General features: G+C 51.2%; 23 protein-coding genes. 21 read left to right on the top strand and 2 right to left on the bottom strand.

The window, feature by feature from the left end; translation table 11 throughout:
• The first annotated feature begins 1 nt into the window (after position 1).
• The 17 genes from ptsP to malQ all read left to right on the top strand — a co-directional run bounded on the left by ptsP (position 2) and on the right by malQ (position 15,663).
• Complete coding sequence (gene ptsP, locus AC3ARB_RS05435) at positions 2-1,735, top strand: phosphoenolpyruvate--protein phosphotransferase (protein WP_488319584.1); 1,734 nt, start codon at positions 2-4, stop codon at positions 1,733-1,735.
• 68 nt (positions 1,736-1,803) lie between these two features.
• Positions 1,804-2,163: a DUF6176 family protein gene (locus AC3ARB_RS05430; RefSeq protein ID WP_488319583.1), complete on the top strand. Its 360-nt coding sequence runs from the start codon at positions 1,804-1,806 to the stop codon at positions 2,161-2,163.
• Between the two features lie 110 nt (positions 2,164-2,273).
• Positions 2,274-2,621: a GNAT family N-acetyltransferase gene (locus tag AC3ARB_RS05425; protein ID WP_488319582.1), complete on the top strand. Its 348-nt coding sequence runs from the start codon at positions 2,274-2,276 to the stop codon at positions 2,619-2,621.
• Between the two features lie 310 nt (positions 2,622-2,931).
• Positions 2,932-3,132 (top strand): F0F1 ATP synthase subunit C, encoded by a 201-nt coding sequence (locus tag AC3ARB_RS05420; RefSeq protein ID WP_488319581.1) that lies wholly within the window; start codon positions 2,932-2,934, stop codon positions 3,130-3,132.
• 30 nt (positions 3,133-3,162) lie between these two features.
• The gene (gene atpB / locus AC3ARB_RS05415; RefSeq protein WP_488319580.1) at positions 3,163-3,870 is read left to right on the top strand and encodes a F0F1 ATP synthase subunit A; all 708 of its coding nucleotides are present in this window, start codon (positions 3,163-3,165) and stop codon (positions 3,868-3,870) included.
• A gap of 13 nt (positions 3,871-3,883) precedes the next feature.
• Complete coding sequence (gene atpF / locus AC3ARB_RS05410) at positions 3,884-4,390, top strand: F0F1 ATP synthase subunit B (RefSeq protein ID WP_488319579.1); 507 nt, start codon at positions 3,884-3,886, stop codon at positions 4,388-4,390.
• Positions 4,390-4,932 (top strand): F0F1 ATP synthase subunit delta, encoded by a 543-nt coding sequence (locus tag AC3ARB_RS05405; protein ID WP_488319578.1) that lies wholly within the window; start codon positions 4,390-4,392, stop codon positions 4,930-4,932. Before atpF ends, AC3ARB_RS05405 begins: the two co-directional genes overlap by 1 nt.
• 15 nt (positions 4,933-4,947) lie before the next feature.
• Positions 4,948-6,456 (top strand): F0F1 ATP synthase subunit alpha, encoded by a 1,509-nt coding sequence (atpA, locus tag AC3ARB_RS05400; RefSeq protein ID WP_488319577.1) that lies wholly within the window; start codon positions 4,948-4,950, stop codon positions 6,454-6,456.
• A gap of 9 nt (positions 6,457-6,465) precedes the next feature.
• Positions 6,466-7,344: a F0F1 ATP synthase subunit gamma gene (locus AC3ARB_RS05395; protein WP_488319576.1), complete on the top strand. Its 879-nt coding sequence runs from the start codon at positions 6,466-6,468 to the stop codon at positions 7,342-7,344.
• A 247-nt stretch (positions 7,345-7,591) separates the two neighbouring features.
• Complete coding sequence (gene atpD, locus AC3ARB_RS05390; RefSeq protein WP_488319575.1) at positions 7,592-8,998, top strand: F0F1 ATP synthase subunit beta; 1,407 nt, start codon at positions 7,592-7,594, stop codon at positions 8,996-8,998.
• 11 nt (positions 8,999-9,009) lie between these two features.
• Positions 9,010-9,438: a F0F1 ATP synthase subunit epsilon gene (locus tag AC3ARB_RS05385; protein ID WP_488319574.1), complete on the top strand. Its 429-nt coding sequence runs from the start codon at positions 9,010-9,012 to the stop codon at positions 9,436-9,438.
• A gap of 140 nt (positions 9,439-9,578) precedes the next feature.
• Positions 9,579-10,949: an SLC13 family permease gene (locus tag AC3ARB_RS05380; RefSeq protein ID WP_488319573.1), complete on the top strand. Its 1,371-nt coding sequence runs from the start codon at positions 9,579-9,581 to the stop codon at positions 10,947-10,949.
• Complete coding sequence (locus AC3ARB_RS05375; RefSeq protein WP_488319572.1) at positions 10,946-11,899, top strand: dihydropteroate synthase; 954 nt, start codon at positions 10,946-10,948, stop codon at positions 11,897-11,899. The genes AC3ARB_RS05380 and AC3ARB_RS05375 overlap by 4 nt, the downstream gene beginning before the upstream one ends.
• Before the next feature lie 247 nt (positions 11,900-12,146).
• On the top strand, positions 12,147-12,701 hold the full coding sequence (folE, locus tag AC3ARB_RS05370; RefSeq protein ID WP_488319571.1) for a GTP cyclohydrolase I FolE: 555 nt from the start codon (positions 12,147-12,149) through the stop codon (positions 12,699-12,701).
• Position 12,702: 1 nt separating this feature from the next.
• On the top strand, positions 12,703-13,521 hold the full coding sequence (gene folK / locus AC3ARB_RS05365; protein ID WP_488319570.1) for a 2-amino-4-hydroxy-6-hydroxymethyldihydropteridine diphosphokinase: 819 nt from the start codon (positions 12,703-12,705) through the stop codon (positions 13,519-13,521).
• A 2-nt stretch (positions 13,522-13,523) separates the two neighbouring features.
• The gene (locus tag AC3ARB_RS05360; protein ID WP_488319569.1) at positions 13,524-14,045 is read left to right on the top strand and encodes an SMI1/KNR4 family protein; all 522 of its coding nucleotides are present in this window, start codon (positions 13,524-13,526) and stop codon (positions 14,043-14,045) included.
• A 58-nt stretch (positions 14,046-14,103) separates the two neighbouring features.
• Positions 14,104-15,663 carry a 4-alpha-glucanotransferase gene (gene malQ / locus AC3ARB_RS05355; protein ID WP_488319568.1) on the top strand — a complete coding sequence of 520 codons (1,560 nt, stop codon included), beginning with the start codon at positions 14,104-14,106 and terminating at the stop codon, positions 15,661-15,663.
• Positions 15,664-15,807: 144 nt separating this feature from the next.
• On the opposite strand, the gene AC3ARB_RS05350 is transcribed toward malQ, so the two are convergent.
• Positions 15,808-16,812: a LacI family DNA-binding transcriptional regulator gene (locus AC3ARB_RS05350; RefSeq protein ID WP_488319567.1), complete on the bottom strand. Its 1,005-nt coding sequence runs from the start codon at positions 16,810-16,812 to the stop codon at positions 15,808-15,810.
• A 133-nt stretch (positions 16,813-16,945) separates the two neighbouring features.
• Between AC3ARB_RS05350 and AC3ARB_RS05345 the strand changes: the two genes are divergently transcribed.
• Both AC3ARB_RS05345 and galT read left to right on the top strand, forming a co-directional pair.
• Complete coding sequence (locus tag AC3ARB_RS05345) at positions 16,946-18,118, top strand: galactokinase (protein ID WP_488319566.1); 1,173 nt, start codon at positions 16,946-16,948, stop codon at positions 18,116-18,118.
• Positions 18,119-18,242: 124 nt separating this feature from the next.
• On the top strand, positions 18,243-19,721 hold the full coding sequence (gene galT, locus AC3ARB_RS05340) for a UDP-glucose--hexose-1-phosphate uridylyltransferase (protein WP_488319565.1): 1,479 nt from the start codon (positions 18,243-18,245) through the stop codon (positions 19,719-19,721).
• A 272-nt stretch (positions 19,722-19,993) separates the two neighbouring features.
• Here the strand turns inward: galT and AC3ARB_RS05335 are convergent, their stop codons facing one another.
• Positions 19,994-20,728 carry a PASTA domain-containing protein gene (locus AC3ARB_RS05335; protein WP_488319564.1) on the bottom strand — a complete coding sequence of 245 codons (735 nt, stop codon included), beginning with the start codon at positions 20,726-20,728 and terminating at the stop codon, positions 19,994-19,996.
• A 110-nt stretch (positions 20,729-20,838) separates the two neighbouring features.
• Here AC3ARB_RS05335 and AC3ARB_RS05330 point away from each other — a divergent pair, with 110 nt between their 5' ends.
• Positions 20,839-21,351 carry an adenine phosphoribosyltransferase gene (locus tag AC3ARB_RS05330; protein WP_488319563.1) on the top strand — a complete coding sequence of 171 codons (513 nt, stop codon included), beginning with the start codon at positions 20,839-20,841 and terminating at the stop codon, positions 21,349-21,351.
• A gap of 72 nt (positions 21,352-21,423) precedes the next feature.
• Positions 21,424-22,038 (top strand): hydrolase, encoded by a 615-nt coding sequence (locus tag AC3ARB_RS05325; RefSeq protein WP_488321536.1) that lies wholly within the window; start codon positions 21,424-21,426, stop codon positions 22,036-22,038.
• The last annotated feature ends 41 nt before the right edge of the window (positions 22,039-22,079 follow it).

The following is a 22,079-nucleotide window of genomic DNA, read 5'->3' as shown; positions in this document are numbered from 1 at the left end:
CATGACAGATAAGCTTAAGGGCATTGCGGCGTCAGACGGCGTTGCAGTTGCTAAGGCCTATCTCCTTGTTCAACCAGATTTGTCATTTGAAACTGTAACAGTTGAAGATACAAGTGCAGAAGAAGCTCGTTTGGATGCGGCGCTTGCCAAGTCTCAAGACGAGCTTTCTGCAATTAGAAACAAGGCGGTAGATACCCTTGGCGAAGAAGCAGCGGCAGTTTTTGACGCTCACCTCATGGTTCTTGCTGACCCAGAAATGATTGGTCAGATTAAAGAAACGATTCGTGCCAAACAAACCAACGCTGAAACTGGTCTTAAAGAAGTGACGGACATGTTCGTTAACATCTTTGAGAGCATGGACGACAACCCCTACATGCAAGAGCGTGCGGCGGACATTCGTGACGTGGCTAAGCGCGTTCTGGCTAACCTTTTGGGCGTTACCCTTCCTAACCCAGCAGCAATTTCAGAAGAGTCTATCGTGATTGCTCACGACTTGACCCCGTCTGATACCGCTCAATTGGACAAGAACTTTGTTAAGGCCTTTGTGACCAACATCGGTGGTCGGACCTCTCACTCTGCCATCATGGCCCGTACGCTTGAGATTGCAGCGGTACTTGGTACCAACAACATCACTGAGATTGTTAAAAACGGTGACTTCTTGGCGGTTAACGGGATTACCGGTGAGGTTGTCATCAACCCATCTGATGATGTGATTGCTGAATTCAAAGCAGCTGGTGAAGCCTATGCGGCTCAAAAAGCTGAGTGGGCACTTCTCAAAGATGCTCAGACAGTAACTGCTGATGGGAAGCACTTCGAATTGGTAGCCAACATCGGTACGCCAAAAGACGTTGAAGGTGTCAACGACAACGGTGCTGAGGCAGTTGGTCTCTACCGTACCGAGTTCCTTTACATGGACTCTCAAGACTTCCCAACTGAAGACGAGCAATACGAAGCCTACAAGGCTGTTCTTGAAGGCATGAACGGCAAGCCAGTTGTGGTTCGTACCATGGACATCGGTGGTGACAAAGAGTTGCCATACTTTGACATGCCACACGAAATGAACCCATTCCTTGGTTTCCGTGCTCTTCGTATCTCGATTTCTGAGACTGGTGATGCCATGTTCCGCACCCAGATTCGTGCCCTCTTGCGTGCTTCTGTCCACGGTCAACTTCGTATCATGTTCCCAATGGTTGCCCTCTTGACCGAGTTCCGTGCAGCTAAGAAGGTCTTCGATGAAGAAAAGGCCAAATTGGTTGCTGAAGGCGTTGCGGTTGCTGATGACATCCAAGTGGGTATCATGATTGAAATCCCTGCTGCGGCTATGCTGGCTGACCAGTTTGCCAAAGAAGTTGACTTCTTCTCAATCGGTACCAATGACCTGATTCAGTACACCATGGCGGCTGACCGCATGAACGAGCAGGTGTCTTACCTCTACCAACCATACAACCCATCTATCCTTCGCTTGATCAATAACGTGATCAAGGCAGCTCACGCTGAAGGCAAATGGGCTGGTATGTGTGGTGAGATGGCTGGTGACCAACAGGCTGTGCCACTCCTTGTCGGCATGGGCTTGGATGAGTTCTCCATGTCAGCGACTTCTGTTCTGCGTACCCGTAGTCTCATGAAGACTTTGGATTCAGCGAAAATGGAAGAATACGCTCACCGTGCTCTTACCGAATGTTCAACTGCTGAAGAAGTGCTTGAACTCTCTAAAGAATACGTGTCAATTGACTAATCATTACGATCCCCTCTGGTTTATCCTAGGAGGGGATTTTCGATAGAGAAGCTTTTAAGGAGAAGCAGATGGCTATTAGCGTTGAACTAACCCGTTTCCGTGTCAAAGAAGGCAAGTCTCAGAAGGTTGACGAATGGTTGGCCTTTCTCAATGACCATATGGAGGATACCCTCCTAACCCTGGAAGGGGAGAAGATGTATGTCGAAACCATTTTCCGAGAAATCTTAGACGGACGAGAATACCTCTACTGGTACTCTGTCCAAGGTGAGGGCGGAATCCAAGTTGAGGAATCGGAATCTGACATTGACAAGAAACACATGGCCTACTGGATGGAGTGCATTGATCCTGAGTTTGAGGCGGTGGACCTCAAGACGGAGGTGGTCATGATTAGTAAGCCTGTTCAGGCCACTATTGATGGTCTAGAATAGACGTCACCATAGGAGAAAGTTATGCAGATTAAACTGATGGAGACGCCAGAAGAGATTGATGGTAAGGCCTTTGTTCACTATCAAGCCTTTCAGGAGGCCTATGCAGGGCTTTGGCCCCAGGAGTTTTTGGACAACTTGACTATCGAAAACTGCCAGAAGATAGCTCATACTTACCCCAGGCAGGTGAGCTTTACACGCTCTACGTCCTCAAGGAGCATTATGGCCTTGGGATTGGCTATGCCCTCATTCAGGCTGCTTTGGGGAAATTGCAGAGCTACAACCAAGTTTGTCTCTGGGTCTTGGCGGGTAACAATAGGGCTATCAACTTCTATGAACAGGTCGGCTTTGTCTTTGACGGGGTAACTAAGGAGGTCACACTGGGTCAGACCTGCCTTGAACATCGGATGTTAATCCAAAATAAGAACCTGTATTCACAATCGAAGTATTTGATTGACTAGGCTAGTTTTGGTGCAATCGAGAAACATTTTTGCAGAAATACTGCCCGTATTACCAAAAAATGTGACAAAGAGTGAGCCAAAACTAGCCAGTCAGGTGAATGCTGAGATGTGAATACAGGTTCTAAGTAAAAAACAGGTTTGATGACCTGTTTTTTACTTATTACCTGAAACGGTATTATTAAATAGGAAGAAAGTAGAAGTAGTCTTTAGAAAGAGTGTAAAAAAATTGAAATTCCTTGTATTTTTCATTGACAAACGCCAAAAATAGGACTAAACTAGACAAGTAAAAAAATTAAAGGAGTATTCTATCATGAATCTTGGTATTTTGGCCCTCGGTTTGGGTTGTTTGGGTGTGAGTCTCGGTGAGGGATTTTTGGTTGGTTCGTTGATGAAGGCTGCTTCTCGTCAGCCAGAAATTATTGACCAGCTGCGTGCTATCATGCTGATGGGCGTGGCCTTTATCGAGGGTACCTTCTTTGTCACCTTGGCCATGGCCTTTGTGTTGAGATAAGCTTACTGACAGGAAACACGAGGTCGATTTATGACATCACATGTCTCCCCTAGCATTGAAATTGGTCCCATCAGTTTTGATTTGGTCATGTTGGCCATGTCTTTGCTGATTGTGGTCCTGGTCTTCGGTTGGGTCTTTTGGGCCAGCCGCAAGATGACCCTGCGACCGACTGGCAAGCAAAATGCCCTGGAATACTGCTATGACTTTGTCTATAACACGGCAGAAAAAAACCTGGGGCCGGTCTATACCAAGCAGTATAGCCTCTTGCTCTTTACGGTCTTTACCTTTTTGGCCCTGGCCAACAACATCGGTCTCTTGACCAAAATTCAGACGTCTCATGGGGTTAATCTGGTAACGTCACCAACGGCCAACCTCTTTTATGACTTTGGTTTGGCCATTCTGATGGCCCTGATTATTCACATCGAGGCCATTCGTCACCGCGGGCTTAAACACTACCTCAAGGAATTTGTGACCCCGCCAGCCATGACTCCTATGAACATTCTGGAAGAGATTACCAATGTGGTCTCTTTGGCCCTGCGTCTCTACGGAAACATCTTTGCGGGTGAGGTGGTCATGGACCTGATTTTGCAGGTGGGCAATCTGACACCTGTGGCTTGGCCTGTGGCCTTTCTTTTGAACATGCTTTGGACGGCATTTTCAATCTTTATTTCATTCATTCAGGCCTATGTTTTTACCCTCTTGGTGTCAATCTATCTGGGTAAAAAGCTGAACGGCTAGAAAGGACGAGGACGTGGTTATTTTAACAGCAACCCCTATGAGCACCTTGCTGGGGAATTTTATCATCGTAACAGGATCAGTAGCTCTGCTATTTTTCCTAATCAAAACCTTCGCTTGGAAACAGCTGACTGCAACCCTTGAGGAGCGGGCCAACAAAATCAGTGGTGACCTGGATAAGGCTAATAGCTTGCGCCAGCAGTCTGAAGACCTGGTTAAAGAACGTGAAGAAGCCTTGCGTGAGGCTAGAATCGAGGCCAGCCGTATCGTGGCAGAAAGCAAAACTGTGGCCCAGGCTCAGGCCGACCGTTTGGTTAAGGAAGCCAAGCTGGATGCTCAAGCCGTCAAGGAGAAAGCCCGTTTGGAAATCGCTGCGGACCGTGAGAAGGCCATGACAGAATCCAAACAGGAAATTACCCTGCTGTCTCTTGATGTTGCCCAGAAGATTTTGGGGCGGGAGTTGGACGAGGCCAGCCAGCATGAGCTGATTGACCGTTACTTGACAGAGTTGGGAGAAGGCTAATGGCAAATCAGGTTCAAGCCCTGGTTGACCGCCAGGCCAAGCAGCTTTTGCGGCTCGCTCGTTCCAAGCAAGTGGTGGGTCAGCTCCATAATCAGGTGGCTGACCTCTTGACCATTTTTGAGGCCAATCACTTGCAGGCCTACTTTTCAGACTTGTCTCTCAGTCATGAGGACAAGCTGACCCTGGCCAGAACCCTGGGTGAGCCCAGTTTAGATATTTTGGCCAGCTTTTTTGAGCAAATCTTGGCTGAGTCACAGGAAGCCTATCTCTATCCGATTTTATTGCGGATCAATGAGCTTCTGGGCTATGAATCAGCCGAGGTGGATGTTTATGTGACAACTGCTGTTGCCTTGACAGACGGCGAAAAAGAGCGGTTCATGAACCTGGCTAGACGCCGTTTGGGTGTTCTGGTAGGTCGATTGGTAGAGAAAGTTGATTCAGCTATTATCGGAGGCTTTATTTTGGAAGCCAATCACCAGATTATCGACGCTAGTATTCGCCAGCAGTTGGCTGAGCTCAAACAAGAAACCAAAGAAAGATAGAAGGTGGTGAGCCCTTTGGCAATCAATACACAAGAAATCAGTCAGTTAATTCGCCAGCAGATTTCCCAGTTTCAACCACGGTTTAACGTCACGGAAACGGGCGTTGTAACCTATGTGGGTGACGGGGTTGCCCGTGCCCACGGTCTCAACGAGGCCATGAGTGGCGAGCTCCTGGAATTTGATAATGGCGTTTATGGCATGGCTCAAAACCTGGAGCAAAATGATGTCGGGATTATTATCCTGGGGCCGTTTTCGGGCATCCGTGAGGGTGACCGTGTCAAACGGACCGGCAAGATTATGGAAGTGCCAGTCGGTGAGGCCTTGATTGGTCGGGTAGTCAATCCGCTGGGGCAACCGGTCGATGGTTTGGGTCCAATCGCAACGACAGGAACCCGTCCTGTTGAGGTGCCAGCCCCTGGTGTTATGGAGCGGAAATCCGTTTCTGAGCCCCTGCAAACGGGTATCAAGGCCATTGACGCCTTGGTGCCAATCGGTCGTGGTCAGCGGGAATTGATTATCGGTGACCGTCAGACAGGTAAAACCTCAGTGGCCATCGATGCTATTCTCAATCAAAAAGGTCAGGACATGATTTGTATCTATGTGGCCATTGGTCAGAAGGAATCAACGGTTCGGACCCAGGTGGAAACCCTGCGTCGCTACGGTGCCCTAGACTACACCATCGTGGTCACGGCATCAGCTTCGCAACCGTCGCCCCTCCTTTACATCGCCCCTTATGCTGGGGTGGCCATGGCTGAGGAATTCATGTATAATGGCAAGCACGTCTTGATTGTTTATGATGATTTGTCTAAACAAGCGGTAGCCTACCGAGAGCTGTCTCTTTTGCTCCGCCGCCCGCCAGGTCGTGAGGCCTATCCAGGTGATGTCTTCTACCTCCACAGCCGTCTCTTGGAGCGGTCAGCCAAGCTCTCTGATGAGTTGGGTGGGGGCTCTATCACCGCTCTGCCATTTATCGAAACTCAGGCAGGCGACATTTCGGCCTATATCGCCACCAACGTGATTTCCATCACGGATGGTCAGATTTTCCTTCAAGAAAACCTCTTTAACTCGGGCATTCGACCAGCCATTGACGCAGGGTCGTCCGTGTCTCGTGTGGGTGGTTCGGCCCAGACCAAGGCCATGAAGAAGGTGGCCGGTACCCTGCGTTTGGACTTGGCGTCCTATCGGGAGCTTGAGGCCTTTACTCAGTTCGGTAGCGACCTAGATGCGGCCACCCAGGCCAAGCTCAATCGGGGCCGTCGGACGGTGGAAGTGCTCAAGCAGCCCCTCCACAAGCCGTTGGCCATGGAGAAGCAGGTCTTGATTCTCTATGCCTTGACTCATGGCTTCTTGGACGATGTGCCGGTTGACCAGATTTCAGCCTTTGAAGAAGACCTCTACGCCTACTTTGATACCCACTATGACCACATTTTGTCAGGGATTAGGGACAGCAAGGACTTACCTGAGGGTGATGTTTTAGATACGGCCATTTCTGCCTTCAAAGCGCAAGCCATTTTCACGGCGTAAGGAGGCCCTATGACAGCATCACTCAGTGATATCAAGGCCAAAATTTTATCGACAGAAAAGACCAGCAAAATCACCTCGGCCATGAAGATGGTGTCGTCGGCCAAGTTGGTCAAGTCGGAGGCTGCGGCCAGGGATTTCCAGCTTTACGCTAGCAAAATTCGCCAAATCACGACAGACTTGTTGCGGACAGAGCTGGTGACGGGGTCGGACAATCCCATGCTGGCCTCTCGGGACATCAAGAAGTCGGGCTACATCGTCATCACCTCAGATCGTGGTCTGGTCGGTGGTTACAATGCCAAGATTCTCAAGGCCATGATGGATTTGATTGCGGATTACCACCCTGATGGGCAGGATTACAGCATCATTGCCATCGGGAGTGTCGGAGCGGATTTTTTCAAGGCTCGCAACATGCCTGTGGCCTTTGAATTGCGGGGGCTGGCTGACCAGCCGAGTTTCGAAGAGGTTGGGCGGATCATTTCCCGCTCGGTTGACATGTATGTCAATGGCCTCTTTGATGAGCTCTATGTCTGCTACAACCACCACGTCAACAGCCTGACCAGTCAGGTGCGGGTGCAACAGATGTTGCCCATCACGGACTTGGTGGCTGATGAGGCGGACTTGGAGCGGATTAACAGCTTTGATTTGGAACCCAATCGGGAGGCCATTTTGGCCCAGCTCCTACCGCAATACACGGAGAGCATGATTTACGGGGCCATTATTGACGCCAAGACAGCGGAACATGCCGCTGGCATGACTGCTATGCAAACGGCGACTGATAATGCCAAGCAAATCATCAGCGACTTGACCATCAAGTATAACCGAGCCAGACAGGCCAACATTACCCAAGAAATTACAGAAATTGTCGCAGGGGCAAACGCCCTTGATTAGTAATAGGAAAATGACTTGACAGATGGAGCGGTTTATCTGCTCCGCAACTGGCGAGCCTAGTGGATGGGCGAGCCAGTTATCTGATCGTTTCGCCGTGGTCAAAGCCATAGTTGCGACTTGTCGCTGATTGGCGGGGGATTCGGGAGACCTAGGCTCCCGAATGAGGCATGAGACCCGAAGGGGCTGCTGCCGTCCCCGACCACATCAGAAACGATCAAAAAGAAAGTCATCTTCAGAAAGGAAAGTTATGAGTTCAGGTAAGATTGCTCAGGTGGTTGGCCCTGTTGTGGATGTCCTATTCGCAGCAGGCGACAAACTCCCTGAAATTAACCACGCCCTCGTGGTCTATAAGGACGGCAATCCCAAGCAGAAAATCGTTTTGGAGGTTGCTCTGGAACTGGGGGATGGTCTGGTAAGAACCATTGCCATGGAATCCACCGATGGCCTCAAGCGGGGCTTGGAGGTTCTGGACACGGGCCGTCCCATCAGCGTTCCTGTCGGTCCTAAAACCCTTGGACGGGTCTTCAATGTCTTGGGAGATACCATTGACTTGGAAGCTCCTTTTGATGAGACAGCCGAACGCCAACCCATTCATAAGAAAGCACCAGCCTTTGATGAACTGGCGACGTCGTCAGAAATACTCGAGACAGGCATCAAGGTTATCGACCTCTTGGCCCCTTACCTTAAAGGTGGTAAGGTCGGTCTCTTTGGGGGTGCGGGTGTTGGTAAGACCGTCCTGATTCAAGAATTGATTAACAATATCGCCCAGGAGCATGGGGGGATTTCGGTCTTCACTGGTGTCGGTGAGCGGACCCGTGAGGGGAACGACCTCTACTGGGAAATGAAGGAATCGGGCGTTATCGAAAAGACCGCCATGGTCTTCGGCCAGATGAACGAACCGCCAGGGGCTCGGATGCGGGTGGCCTTGACCGGTTTGACCATCGCCGAATACTTCCGTGATGTGGAAGGTCAGGACGTGCTCCTCTTTATCGACAACATCTTCCGCTTTACCCAGGCGGGTTCTGAGGTGTCGGCCCTCCTTGGCCGCATGCCGTCAGCGGTGGGCTACCAGCCGACCCTGGCCACCGAGATGGGTCAGCTCCAAGAGCGGATCACCTCAACCAAGAAGGGGTCAGTAACCTCTATCCAGGCCATTTACGTTCCAGCCGATGACTACACCGACCCAGCGCCAGCCACTGCCTTTGCCCACTTGGATTCCACAACCAACCTGGAACGCCGCCTGACCCAGATGGGGATTTACCCTGCGGTTGACCCTCTGGCTTCCAGCTCGCGGGCCCTCTCGCCAGAGATTGTCGGTGAGGAGCATTACGCCGTGGCTACCGAGGTTCAGCGGGTCCTCCAGCGTTACCGGGAGCTCCAGGACATCATTGCCATTTTGGGAATGGACGAGTTGTCGGAGGATGAGAAGGTCTTGGTCGGCAGAGCCCGTCGGATTCAGTTCTTCTTGTCACAGAACTTCCACGTGGCCGAGCAATTCACAGGTCAGCCAGGCTCTTATGTGCCAGTAGCTGAAACTGTACGAGGCTTCAAGGATATCCTGGCTGGGGAATACGACCACCTGCCAGAAGACGCCTTCCGCAACGTTGGCCCAATCGAAGACGTGGTGAAAAAAGCCGAGAAAATGGGTTACTAAGGGGCAGACTGATGGAAAAACAAGCAATGACTGTCCAAATCGTGACCCCAGACGGCATTAAGTATGACCACCATGCCTCCTTTGTCTTGGTTCATACCAAGTCAGGCGAGATGGGCATTTTGCCCAACCATGCCAACCTGATTGCTCCCTTAGAAGTTCACGAGGTTAAGATTCGTCGGATTGACGATGACAACCACGTGGACTGGGTAGCCGTTAACGGTGGTATCATTGAGGTCAAGAAAAACCTGATTACCATCGTGGCTGATTCCGCCGAGCGAGAACGCGACATCGATGTCAGCCGGGCCGAACGGGCTAAACTTCGGGCGGAACGTCAGCTGGCCGAAGCCGAATTGACCCACCGGGCCGATGAGGTTCAGCGGGCCAAGGTCGCCCTCCAGCGGGCCCTTAACCGTATCAGCGTCAGCAGCCATCGCCAATAATATATATGATTAGCCAGCAAGTCACTCTTGCTGGTTTTTTATACATTTAGGAATGGTTCTTAAAACCAAATGTTTGTTTGACATTACTTGCAAAATGAGGAAAATGGGGTTACAATAGAGCCTTAGAAAGGAGTTTTTTCATGAAAATAGAAAAAATCAGAACTTTATTGATTATCGTTGGTCTGTCGCTGGCCCTGGCCCTGTGGAATCCCTTGGGCTTTGACTTTAACCAGCGGATCTTGGTGGCTAGTTTGATGATGACGGTGGCTGTTTGGGCCACGGATGCCATTCACAAGAGCTTGGCCTGCGTCTTTTTGTTGGGGAGTTTTGTCCTCTTTGGTCAGACCCCTGCCAAGGACATCTTTAGCTTCCTTTGGGGAGACATGAACCTCTTGATCATCACCACAACCTTGCTCAGTCTGGGTATGATGAAGACAGGCTTGATTCATCAGCATGTTGAGGGGCTCTTTAAACGCTTTGCAACACGGCCAAATTTGCTCTTGCTCTTGCCCTATGCTTTGGGCTTGGTCTTGACCATTTTGATTCCCCAAGCCTTTGTGCGGGTGATTATTTTGGGGACCATTTTGGATGGTCTCTTGAAAGCTCGAAACCCACAAGAAGAGGCGACCAAGTCGGTCTTGATTTTTAATGCTTTTATCAGTGCGACCATTGTCTATATGCTCTTTAGCACAGGGGATATCGTCCTCAACCAGTCGCTCTTGACCATGGCAGGAGAAGAAGTGGCTAGCCAGCTGTCCTATGGCACCTGGTTTCAGATGATGGCCCTGCCTGTTGTGGTAACAGGGATTTTGGTTTTTGCCCTGATTAAAACCCTCTTTGCCAAGGAACTGGCTGGTTTTAGCCCTGCTATGCTGGCGGAGCCAGACAGCCAAGCGACCATGTCAAAAGGTCAACAGTTGCTCAGTTTGGGCATCATGGTGGCTGTTTTGTTGCTTTGGGCCATGGGATCTTGGCATGGCCTACCTGCCTGGCTGGTGGCCTTGGCGGGTGTCGGGATTTTCTTTGCTACTAAGATTCTGGACAAAAAGGACCTGTCAGCGGTCAACCCCCACTTTATTCTCTTTTTGATGACCATCTTCTCCATTGGGCGGGTGCTGGGTCAGGCGGGCGTGACGGCCATCGTCTTTGACCACCTCAAGGGCTTTATCCCTGGCACTGGCTCGCCCCTCTACCTCTTGGTCATCATGGCCGTGGTTATCCTGCTCCACATGGCCATCGGGTCGGTGGTGGCCACCATTTCGGTGGTGCTGCCCATTCTCCTGCCCCTCATGCAGGAGGCGGGTTACACCGCGCCAGTTATCGTCCTCATGGTCTATGTCCTGACCAACACCCAGTTTCTTTTGCCCTTCCACCATGCGACCATGCTGATTGGCAGTGGTAAAAAATACTATCCTGACCGCATCATGCTCCGCTATGGCCTGGCCATGACGGTTCTGGTGCCTCTCCTGATTTTGGTGGTTTACATGACTTGGTGGAGGTTCCTGGCATGATGAAGCGGATTGAAGGTGGCCAAAAGACAGCCCTCTGTGGCATTATCAACGTGACCCCTGATTCTTTTTCTGACGGGGGCCAATACCTGGCGGTGGAAGCAGCCGTCCAGCAGGCCAAAAACCTGCTTGCGGCTGGGGCGACCATGCTGGACATCGGCGGTGAATCGACCCGACCAGGCTCAACAACCTATGTTGAGGTGGCAGAAGAAATCTCCCGTGTGGTGCCTGTTATCAGGGCTATTCGCGAAATTAGCGATGTCTTGATTTCCATCGACACCTGGAAGGCTCAGGTGGCTGAAGCAGCCCTGCAAGCTGGAGCCGATGTAGTCAATGATATCACTGGCTTGCTGGGTGACCCAGACATGGCTGGTGTGGTGGCCAAGTCTGGCAAACAGGCCATCGTTATGTTCAACCCCGTCATCGCCCGTCCAGATAACCCTGGCAGTAAGATCTTCCCGACCTTTGGCAGCGGTTGGGCCTTCTCAGCAGAAGAACTGGCCAGTTTTGCGGATATGGACATCGTCGAGCTCATGTGGGCCTATTTCCAGAGGAGTTTTGAAGTGGCTGACCGAGCAGGTTTGGATAGAGACCTGTTGGTCTTAGACCTAGGCATCGGCTTTGGCTTGACCAAGCGGGAAAACCTAGTCTTGATTGACCAGCTGGGTCAGATTCATGACAAGGCCTACCCAATTTTCCTGGGGGTGTCTCGCAAACGCTTTGTCATGAACATCTTGGAAGAGCATGGGTTTGAGACCGATGTGGCTACGGAAACTGGTTTCACCAACCGTGACCTGGCTTCCAGCTACTTGACTGCTATCGCAGCGGCCAAGGGAGTAGAAGTCGTTCGTGTTCACGATGTGGCAGCTCACCGCATGGGACTAGTAGTTGGCTCTGCTATTTCCCAAGGGGAGAAAGAAGCGGACAAGCACTTCGGGGCTTATCGGTCATAAGGTAAAAGGTGCAGGTCTTAGGGCCTGCTTTTTGCGTGAAAAACCGTTGAAACCTTGGCTGAAAAAGGGTACAATAAGGGTAAAGAAAAGGAGTTGTCATGGATTTAGAGAAAATTGAGCAGGCGGTCAGCCTGATTATTGAGGCGGTCGGAGAGGACAAGGAGCGCGAGGGCCTGCTTTTTGCGTGAAAAACCGTTGAAACCTTGGCTGAAAAAGGGTACAATAAGGGTAAAGAAAAGGAGTTGTCATGGATTTAGAGAAAATTGAGCAGGCGGTCAGCCTGATTATTGAGGCGGTCGGAGAGGACAAGGAGCGCGAGGGCCTGCAAGAAACCCCTGCCCGTGTGGCTCGGATGTATGCTGAGGTCTTTTCAGGTCTGGGGGAGACGGCAGAAAGCCACCTGTCCAAGTCCTTTGAGATTGTGGATGACCGCATGGTGGTGGAGAAGGACATTTTCTTCCATTCCATGTGTGAGCACCACTTTCTGCCCTTCTATGGTAAGGCCCACATCGCCTACGTGCCAAACGGCCGGGTGGCTGGCCTGTCCAAGCTGGCTCGGACCGTGGAAGTCTATGCCAAGAAACCACAAATTCAAGAACGCCTGACCATGGAAATCGCTGACGCTCTCATGAACTATCTGGGTGCCCAGGGAGCCATGGTAGTTATCGAGGCCGAGCACATGTGTATGAACATGCGGGGGGTGCGAAAACCTGGCACGGCAACCGTAACCAGCATTTCCCGTGGCCTCTTGGACACGGACAAGGACCTGAAAAACGAGGCCTATCGCCTCATGGGGTACTAGGATGGATAAACTACGTATCAAGGACCTGACCGTCTTTGCCCACCACGGGGTCTTTGCGGCTGAAAAAGAGCTGGGTCAGAAGTTTGTCCTGGACGTCATTCTGAGCTACGACATGACGCAAGCTGCGACTACGGGCGACTTGACCGCCAGTATCCACTACGGCGAGCTCAGCCAGCAGTTGACCGATTGGACTCGGGAAGTCAGCCATGACCTGATTGAGTCTGCGGCCTATGATTTGGTGGCTCGGATTTTCCGCCATTATCCTCTGGTGCAATCGGTAGAGCTGACCCTCAAAAAACCTTGGGCCCCTGTGCATTTGCCGCTGGACACTTGTTCGGTGACCATTTGTCGGGAAAAAAGCAGGGCCCTTATCGGACTTGGAACCAACATGGGTGACAAGGATACTAATCTGTTTGATGCTAGAAACCGCCTAGAAGCAGCTGGTCTGGTCATCACCAAAGCCTCTAGCCTCTTGGAAACCGAGCCCTGGGGCGGTGTGGAGCAGGACAGCTTCCTCAACCAAGTGGTGGAAGTGGAGACCTGGCTGACCCCAGAGAGCCTGCTAGATACCCTCCTTGCCATTGAGGCTGACATGGGTCGGGTTCGAGAAATCAAATGGGGCCCTCGTCTGATTGACCTGGATGTTCTCTTTATTGGCCAAGAGCAGATTTACAGCGATAAGTTGGTGGTGCCCCACCCTTATGTGGCCGAACGGGACTTTGTCCTTCGGTCTCTGGTGGAAATTGTCCCACACTTTGTTCACCCTGTTTTGGGTAAGCCTGTGAGACAGCTCTTAGAAGCTATGGAAGGAAAGAAGTAATCATGTTCAAGAACCTCGATTTGACCGATTTTTGGCGTGACAGCGACTACGCTAACCAGCACTATGTTGGTTCCTATCCAAGTGACGACCTGATCAGCCAGGTGGAACAAAGGCTTGGCTACCGCTTGCCAGCCAGTTATATCAGCCTAATGAGGGTTCAAAATGGTGGCTTTCCCAAGAAAACTTGTTTTATGGCAAGTGGTGCTACTGGATTGGAACAAGTTGCCATTGATGTGGATGGATTTTTTAGTATCGGTGATGACAAGCCTAATTCTCTGCTTGGGGAATGTGGCCAAGACTTTTGGTCAACCGAATGGGGTTACCCAACTAATATCGGTCTAGCCATTGCTGATACACCAAGTGGTGGGCATGAGCTGATTTTTCTGGATTACCGTGCTTGTGGCTCTCAGGGTGAACCAGCGGTGGTCCATGTGGACCAGGAGCTTGGTTACCGAATTCTTCATTTGGCAGATAGCTTTGAAGACTTTATCGCTGGCTTGACGGACCCGGTTGAGAGTGATTGATTGACAACAAGGGGGCGGGCTCTGCCCGCCTTTTCAGAACTTGATGAGGAGAGGAATAATGACCCAACGTGCGAGCGGTGTGCTTTTGCACATCAGTTCCCTGCCCAGTCTTTACGGGATTGGTACCTTTGGCCAGGCGGCCTATGACTTTATCGACCTTTTGGCAGCGACCAAGCAGACCTATTGGCAGGTCCTGCCCTTGAGCCCGACCAGCTATGGCGACTCGCCCTACCAGTCCTACTCGGCCTTTGCGGGCAACACCCACTTTATCGACTTGGACCTGCTGGCTGAGGCTGGCTGGCTGAACCCTACCCGATTGGCTGGCCTGACCCTGGGGGCTGACCCTAGCCGTGTGGACTACGATGCGGTTTCTGCTGGCCGTCGTCCCCTCTTGGAGGCTGCGGTGGCTGGTTTTTTTGGGGACATGGCAGAGCAGGCAGCCTATGAAACCTTCTTAGAGCAGGAGTCTGTTTGGCTGGATGATTTTGCCCTTTTTATGGCCCTCAAAGAGCACTTTGGCAACCTGCCCTTGCAGGACTGGCCTGACCGCTCGGCTATTTCCCGAAAAAAAGAGAGCCTAGAGGCCTATCGCCAGCTCTTGGCAGAGACCATCCACTACCATCAGGTGACCCAGTATTTCTTCTTTAGCCAGTGGCAGGACCTGCGGGCCTATGCCGAGGCCAATGGCATCCAGTTGATTGGCGACATGCCCATCTATGTGTCGGCCGATAGTGTGGAGGTCTGGTGCCAGCCTGAGCTCTTCAAGGTTGACGCAGACCGTCAGCCCCTGTCGGTGGCGGGCTGTCCGCCAGACGCCTTCAGCGATGAGGGCCAGCTCTGGGGGAACCCGATTTACGATTGGGCGGCCCACAAGGCGACAGGCTATGCCTGGTGGCTGGAGCGGATTAAGCGGAGTTTTGACCTCTACCATGTCCTGAGAATCGACCATTTCCGTGGGTTTTCAGCCTTCTGGGAGATTGATGGTCAGGCGGAGACGGCTAAGGACGGCTCTTGGCAGGATGGTCCTGGCTATGAGCTCTTCGCCCTGGTTAAGGAGAAGTTGGGCGACCTGCCGATTATTGCGGAGGATTTGGGTGACATCGACGACCAGGCTCGCCAGCTCCTGGCAGACTGTGGCTATCCAGGCATGGCGGTCTTGGCCTTCGCCTTTGATGACCCGACCAATGACAGTTCCTACCTGCCCCACAACACGGTGACTAACAGCGTGGCCTATATCGGCACCCATGACAATCCTGTGGTCAATGGCTGGTTTGAGGACTTGACAGCAGACCAGCAGGCCTATGTCTGTGACTACCTGCACAGCCGGTGGGCAGAGCCTATCAATCAGGTCATGTTGCGGGCCCTCTTTGCCATGCCAAGTCGGACGGCCATTGCCACCATGCAGGACATTCTGGACCTGCCAGCCCATACGCGGATGAATACCCCATCAACCCTGGGAGACAACTGGCAATGGCGGCTGCAGACCAGCGACATCAGTCAAGACAAGTTGGACTACCTGACCTACCTGACCAAGCTCTACCAACGGGCTAATTCCTTTGAGAAAGAGGAAGAAGAGGTGGTTGTTAATAATAAGGATATCCCTCAGAAAACGAAATGACTGCGGGTAGTGAACTGCTTTTTTAATCTTGGCATGGTTAACGTCAGAAGTTTTAGTAGTGAAAAGGACCTTGTGCTGCGTCATCTAGCACAAGGTCCTTTTAGTTGCTTAGAACATCTAATGAAATACCTGGTAAGGAAGTTCCTACAAACTGCTCTCTCGGATGGTCAGCTTGGTAGCTAGTTTAACCAGGGTTGGGATGGAATGGCTTGGGGTTTCCAGTCGCTGGTGGAGCATGTCAACGGCGGTTTTCCCCATTTCACTGGTGTATACCGTTACGCTGGACAGGGCTGGATAGACTTGTCTGGTAATGGGGGTGTCGTTAAAGGAGATGATACTAACCCGACCTGGGACGGGAATTTGGCGTTCTTGGAGGGCCCGTAGGGCTCCTAGAGCCAGAGTGTCATTGGCCATGAAGAAGGCTTCAGGTAGGTCATCGCCCAGGTCGGTGATGGCTTGGCTCATGAGTTGGTAGCCAGATGGGGCTGAGAAGGGACCAACATAAACATGCTCGGGTTGGTAGAGGCCTAGTTCGGTCATGTAATTTTTGTAGGTTCGGAAGCGTTGGTCAATCAGCGGCAGTTTACTATCGGTGGTCGCCTCCTCACCCACCAACATGCCAATCCTGCTCTGCCCTTTGCCCAAAAAATAATCCAAAACGCTGATAACGGCGTGGTCAAAGTCAGTGGTCACGCAAGAATGCCCGTCCTTGAGGGTGTCGCTGTCAACAAAGAGCAGGGTCGGACAGAGGTCTTCCAACTCACGCACCTGCTGGGGGCTGAACTTGCCCAGGGCGATAAGGCCGGCCAGGTTCTTATCCAGGTTGTAGTGGTCGTTGTTGAAGGCCCGCACAATCTGGTAGCCCAGCTCCTGGGCACGCTCCTCCACGCCCAGGCGGATGGCATAGTAGTAGAGGTCGTTGAGCTCTTCCTGCTCGCTGTACCATTCGACGATGGCGATAGTTTTCGGGGCTTTTTCGGGGCCAATAGCCGAGCGGAGATGCTTGGTGTAGTTGAGGCTTTGGGCCACGTCCAAAATCTTTTGCCGAGTTTCGGGGCTGACCGATAGCTTGGGGTCCTGATTGAGTACCCGAGAAACGGTGGCTGCTGATACCTGGGCTTTTTTTGCAATATCTTTGATGGTAACCATAAAGGGGCTCCTCAGTTGTCTTTCCTCCAGTATAACACAAAAAAATATTTTAGTAAACTTTTACTAAAAACTATTGAAATATTTTTTTTGATAGCGTATAATAAAAGAAAAACGATTACAAAGGAGACTTCCTATGGATATTCAACAACTCAACCAAGCCTTTACTGCTGTTTTTGGAACAGAAGCTGATGCCACCTTCTTTTCACCAGGTCGGATTAACCTGATTGGTGAGCACACTGACTACAACGGCGGTCACGTGTTCCCAGCAGCCATTACCCTAGGAACCTACGGTGCGGCCCGCAAGCGTGAGGACAAGAAACTGCGTTTCTATTCAGGTAACTTTGAAGACTTGGGCGTTATCGAGGTGGACTTGGATAACCTGGTCTTTGACAAGGCTGACAACTGGACCAACTATGCCAAGGGTGTGCTCAAGTTCTTGCAAGAAGCTGGTCATGTGATTGACAGCGGATTTGAGGCCTATGTTTTCGGCAACATTCCAAACGGCTCTGGCCTGTCTTCATCAGCCTCTCTGGAACTCCTGATTGGTATCATCGCTGAAGAACTCTTTGGACTCAAACTAGAGCGTCTGGACCTGGTAAAAATTGGTAAACAGACTGAAAATGAGTTCATCGGTGTCAACTCAGGTATCATGGACCAGTTTGCAATCGGTATGGGGGCTGACAGCCGTGCCATTTACTTGGATACCAATACTCTGGAATATGAGCTGGTGCCGCTTGACTTGAAAGACAACGTCATCGTCATCATGAACACCAACAAACGCCGTGAGTTGGCAGATTCCAAGTACAACGAACGCCGTGCTGAGTGTGAAACCGCCGTTGAGGAACTCAATGCTGTTCTGGACATCAAGACCCTGGGTGAGTTGACCAGCCAAGAATTTGACCAGTATGCTTACTTGATTAAGGATGCCAACCGCATCAAGCGGGCCCGCCACGCAGTCTCTGAAAATGAGCGGACCCTGCGTGCCCTTGAAGCCCTTCAAGCAGGCCAGTTGGAAGACTTTGGCCGTCTGGTCAATGCTTCCCATGTGTCTCTGGAACATGATTACGAAGTAACTGGTATCGAGCTGGATACCCTGGCCCACACCGCTTGGGAACAAGAAGGTGTCCTGGGTGCTCGTATGACGGGTGCTGGTTTTGGTGGTTGTGGCATTGCCATTGTTGCTAAGGACAAGGTGGACGCCTTTACTGAAAACGTCGGCCGTCTCTACACCGAGACTATCGGCTATGCTCCATCCTTCTACATCGCCGAAATCGCTGGTGGCAGCCGTGTGCTGTCACGCAAGTAAGTCGCAAAAATCTAATCAATTTTTGAGCGGTTTTCTCTGCTGCTTGGCCTAGATAAGGAGGCTGCAGGGTTCCGCTCCTGAATTGATAAGACCAATAGGTTTAGAGAACCTGGAGGAAAACGAAATGACGAAACTAATTGATACCTTTGTCCAAGAGGTCATTGCCCAGTCAGACTATACGGACATGGACCATGTTTACCTGGTCAACCGTGTCCTGGCCCTGGTTGGTGAGGAGGGAGCAGACCGAGAAACAGCCGCCCAAGCGATTATTGCCCTCAAAGAGGAACTGGTTGACTTGGCGGTTGAAAATGGCCGTTGTGGTGAACTTCTGGAAGAAAGAGACTGCCTCGGTGCGGAGCTCATGAACTTCATCACTCCGCCACCAAGTGTGGTCAACGACCGCTTCTGGACCAGCTACAAGGAAAAGCCAGAAGCGGCTGTTGCTGACTTTTACGACCTGTCCAAACGCAACGACTACATCAAGCTGGAGGCCATTGCCAAAAACGTTGCCTTTGAAACGACTAGCGACTACGGCAAGCTCCAAATCACCATCAACCTGTCCAAGCCTGAAAAGGATCCCAAGGCCATCGCAGCAGCCAAGCTCCTCAAGCAGTCCAGCTACCCGCTAGACCAGCTGGCCATGGAAAACGAGGGCTACCAGGGCCGTTTGGACCACCCTGCACGGGCCAACCACCGCATTATTCGCTTGCCACTGGGGCAGGAACTTTGGGGCTTCCAGTACTCGCCTTATGCCTATTTCAACGAGCACTGCATCTTCCTCAACACCGAGCACCTGCCTATGGTCATCACTCGCACCACCTTTGAGCAGCTGCTGGATTTGGTGGATACCTTCCCTGGCTACTTTGCGGGCTCAAATGCCGACCTGCCAATCGTGGGCGGCTCCATCTTGACCCACAACCACTACCAGGGTGGCCGTCATACCTTCCCGATGGAAATAGCAGAGCTGGACAGCCAGTTCACCTTTGCAGGCTATGAGGACGTCACAGCTGGTATCGTCAAGTGGCCCATGTCCGTTATCCGCTTGACCGGGGAAAACAAGGAACGCTTGGTGGACTTGGCGGATAAAATTAGACTGGCTTGGGCAGGGTATTCTGACCCAGAACTGGATATTTTAGCCTATACAGGTGATACCCCTCACCACACCGTGACCCCAATTGCCAGAAAACGGGCAGACCTCTTTGAGTTGGACCTTGTCCTGCGAGACAATCATACCTCAGAAGAACACCCAGACGGCATTTACCACCCGCACAAGGATGTTCAGCACATCAAGAAAGAAAACATCGGCCTGATTGAGGTTATGGGTCTGGCCATTCTGCCACCACGTCTGAAAACAGAATTGAAAGAGGTTGAAAACTACCTGCTTGGTCAAGACCATCAGGTCGCAGACTACCACCTGCCTTGGGCTGAAAACCTTAAATCAGCCCATCCAGAAGTGACTGCTGAAAGCGTGACAGCTGTCGTCCAAGAAGCTGTTGGCCAAGTCTTTGCTCGTGTTCTGGAAGATGCTGGCGTCTATAAACGAGACGAGGCTGGCCAGGCAGGCTTCAGACGATTTGTTGAAAGGATTGGCCTCAGCAACTAAGGAATTTTCTTCAGAATTACAGGTGTTGCAAATTTAAGGACTATGTCAGAGGCTGGGATAAAAAGATTTTGAGTTTTTGAAATCACATACCATTATCCCCTACTGAAACAGAAACATCAAAAAGGCGAACAAAGAAAGGTTCTGATTTTTAGAAATCCTTCTTTGTTCGTTTTTGATATTGGGGTTTGGATTTTTGTCCCCTTTGCCCTCTTATTCATTCGAAGTAGTGTCTTCAAAGCTATCTAACCTTGATAGTCATCTATATTGTTTACTTACTTGATCAACCCCGTCAGCTTGCTGGCCAGGTCGCTGGCGGCTTTGTGGGCGGTGCCGATGGCTTGCTCCAATGATTTTTTGAGTTCTTCTTGCTTGGCGGCTTGCTGGTCTGCTAGGTCTTGGCTGGCGGCGATGACCTCTGGGCTCAGGTAGAAGATCTTGACCAGCCCCCCTACCTGCGGCATGCTCTTGGGCTCGGTCATGACCACGGTTTGCGGGGTCCCCTTGGCATAGGCCTTGTTGGGGGCAATGGGCAGAGCAAGGACACGGAAACCATCTTGGTTAAGGAGCTGGGTAGCGACCTCCACATCCAGTCCTTTCAACTGGCCTAGCTCCAAAGCTGTCCGTGACTTGGGCAGATTGTCTGCGGTGACATAATAGAGTTTGACCAGGCTGCCGCTGGGCAATTTGCCTGACTTGGGCACCATGGCTACCACCTCGTCCAACTGGTGGTCTTTTTTGACCTGACTGGGTTTGGCCACAATCATGGCTACCAGAAAGCCCAAGTCTTCCAAGTGGGCCTTGGCCTTGGTCACGTCCAGATGGGTCACATCGGGTAGTAGCACCAGTCCCTCTTGGCGATCATGGTGACGGTCGATGGCCTTTTCTAAAATGGGAGCTGTGTTTTTGGACACCTTGTCTACCATGGCCACAGTGTCTAACAGGGCAAAGACCTTGCTAGCGGCACCAAGGCCCTTGCTGAGGGTATTTTTCAAACCAGTTTTTACCATAAAAACCTCCTAAACTTATCTTTCTTTAAGTATATCACAGCTCTGCTATTTCCCAAAAAGATAAAAACGTGCTATAATGGGGTGTAAAAATACTTTTCGAGGAATTGAAGATGGAATTGAAGAATTACATTGCAACCATTAAGGACTACCCTAAAGAGGGGATTGAGTTCCGTGACATTAGCCCGCTGATGGCGGACGGTAATGCTTACAGCTACGCTATTCGTGAGATTGTGCAATATGCGGTCAGCAAGGACATCGACATGATTGTCGGTCCTGAGGCGCGTGGCTTTATCGTGGGCTGTCCTGTGGCCTTTGAATTGGGCATCGGTTTTGCTCCTGTTCGTAAGCCTGGTAAATTGCCACGTGAGGTGATTTCGGCGGATTACGAAAAAGAGTACGGTGTGGACACCCTCTGCATGCACGCTGATGCCATCAAGCCAGGTCAGCGGGTCCTGATTGTGGACGACCTCTTGGCAACTGGTGGTACCGTGAAGGCCACCATTGAGATGATTGAGAAGCTGGGCGGTGTGGTTGCTGGCTGTGCCTTCTTGATTGAATTGGATGAGCTCAAGGGCCGTGAAGCCATCGGCGACTACGACTACAAGGTGCTCATGCACTACTAGGGAGATAGGTTCGTGACAGAAACAACGAAGGCTCCCAAGGTTCTCTCGCATCTGCGTCAGGATATTGTCAAGATGCCTAAAGCGATTTGGGAGTCTTCAGGAATCGACATTTATGGGCGGTTGATTCGTGCGGTTGTTTTTACAACAGATGTGGCGATTATTGCTAATACCAATGCAGATGCTGTTCTAGCCGTTTACCCGTTCACGCCTAGTCCAGCCATCATCAAGAGCATCATGGCAGTGGCCAATGTGCCTGTTTTTGCAGGTGTTGGTGGCGGTTTAACCAGCGGTCAACGTTCAGCCAATATGAGCCTTTTTTCGGAATCAGAAGGGGCCTTGGCGGTTGTGACCAATGGGCCGACAGATGTGGCAACATTGCAGAGAATGAACGAGTTGGTTGACATTCCAATCATCTATACGGTCGTCTCAGACAAGGCAGATATTCGTTCACGCTTGGAAGCAGGAGTGGATATTCTCAATGTATCTGGCGGTACTAAGACGGTGGAGATCGTACGTCGGGTACGTCATGACTTTCCAGATGTGCCAATTATAGCAACTGGTGGTCCGACCGAAGAAACCATCCGTGCAGTTATTGCTGCTGGGGCTAACGCGGTGACCTACACTCCGCCTAGTAATGGCGAGCTGTTTAAGGCTAAGATGGAGAAATACCGTCAGCAGAATGGTTAATGCGTGATTAACTGCCATAGGTCTTGTCTATGACAGTTATA

This window comes from Streptococcus sp. ZY171113 (assembly GCF_057748235.1).
Note: the sequence above shows the minus strand (reverse complement) of the source record. Positions and strands in the feature narration are given on the sequence as shown.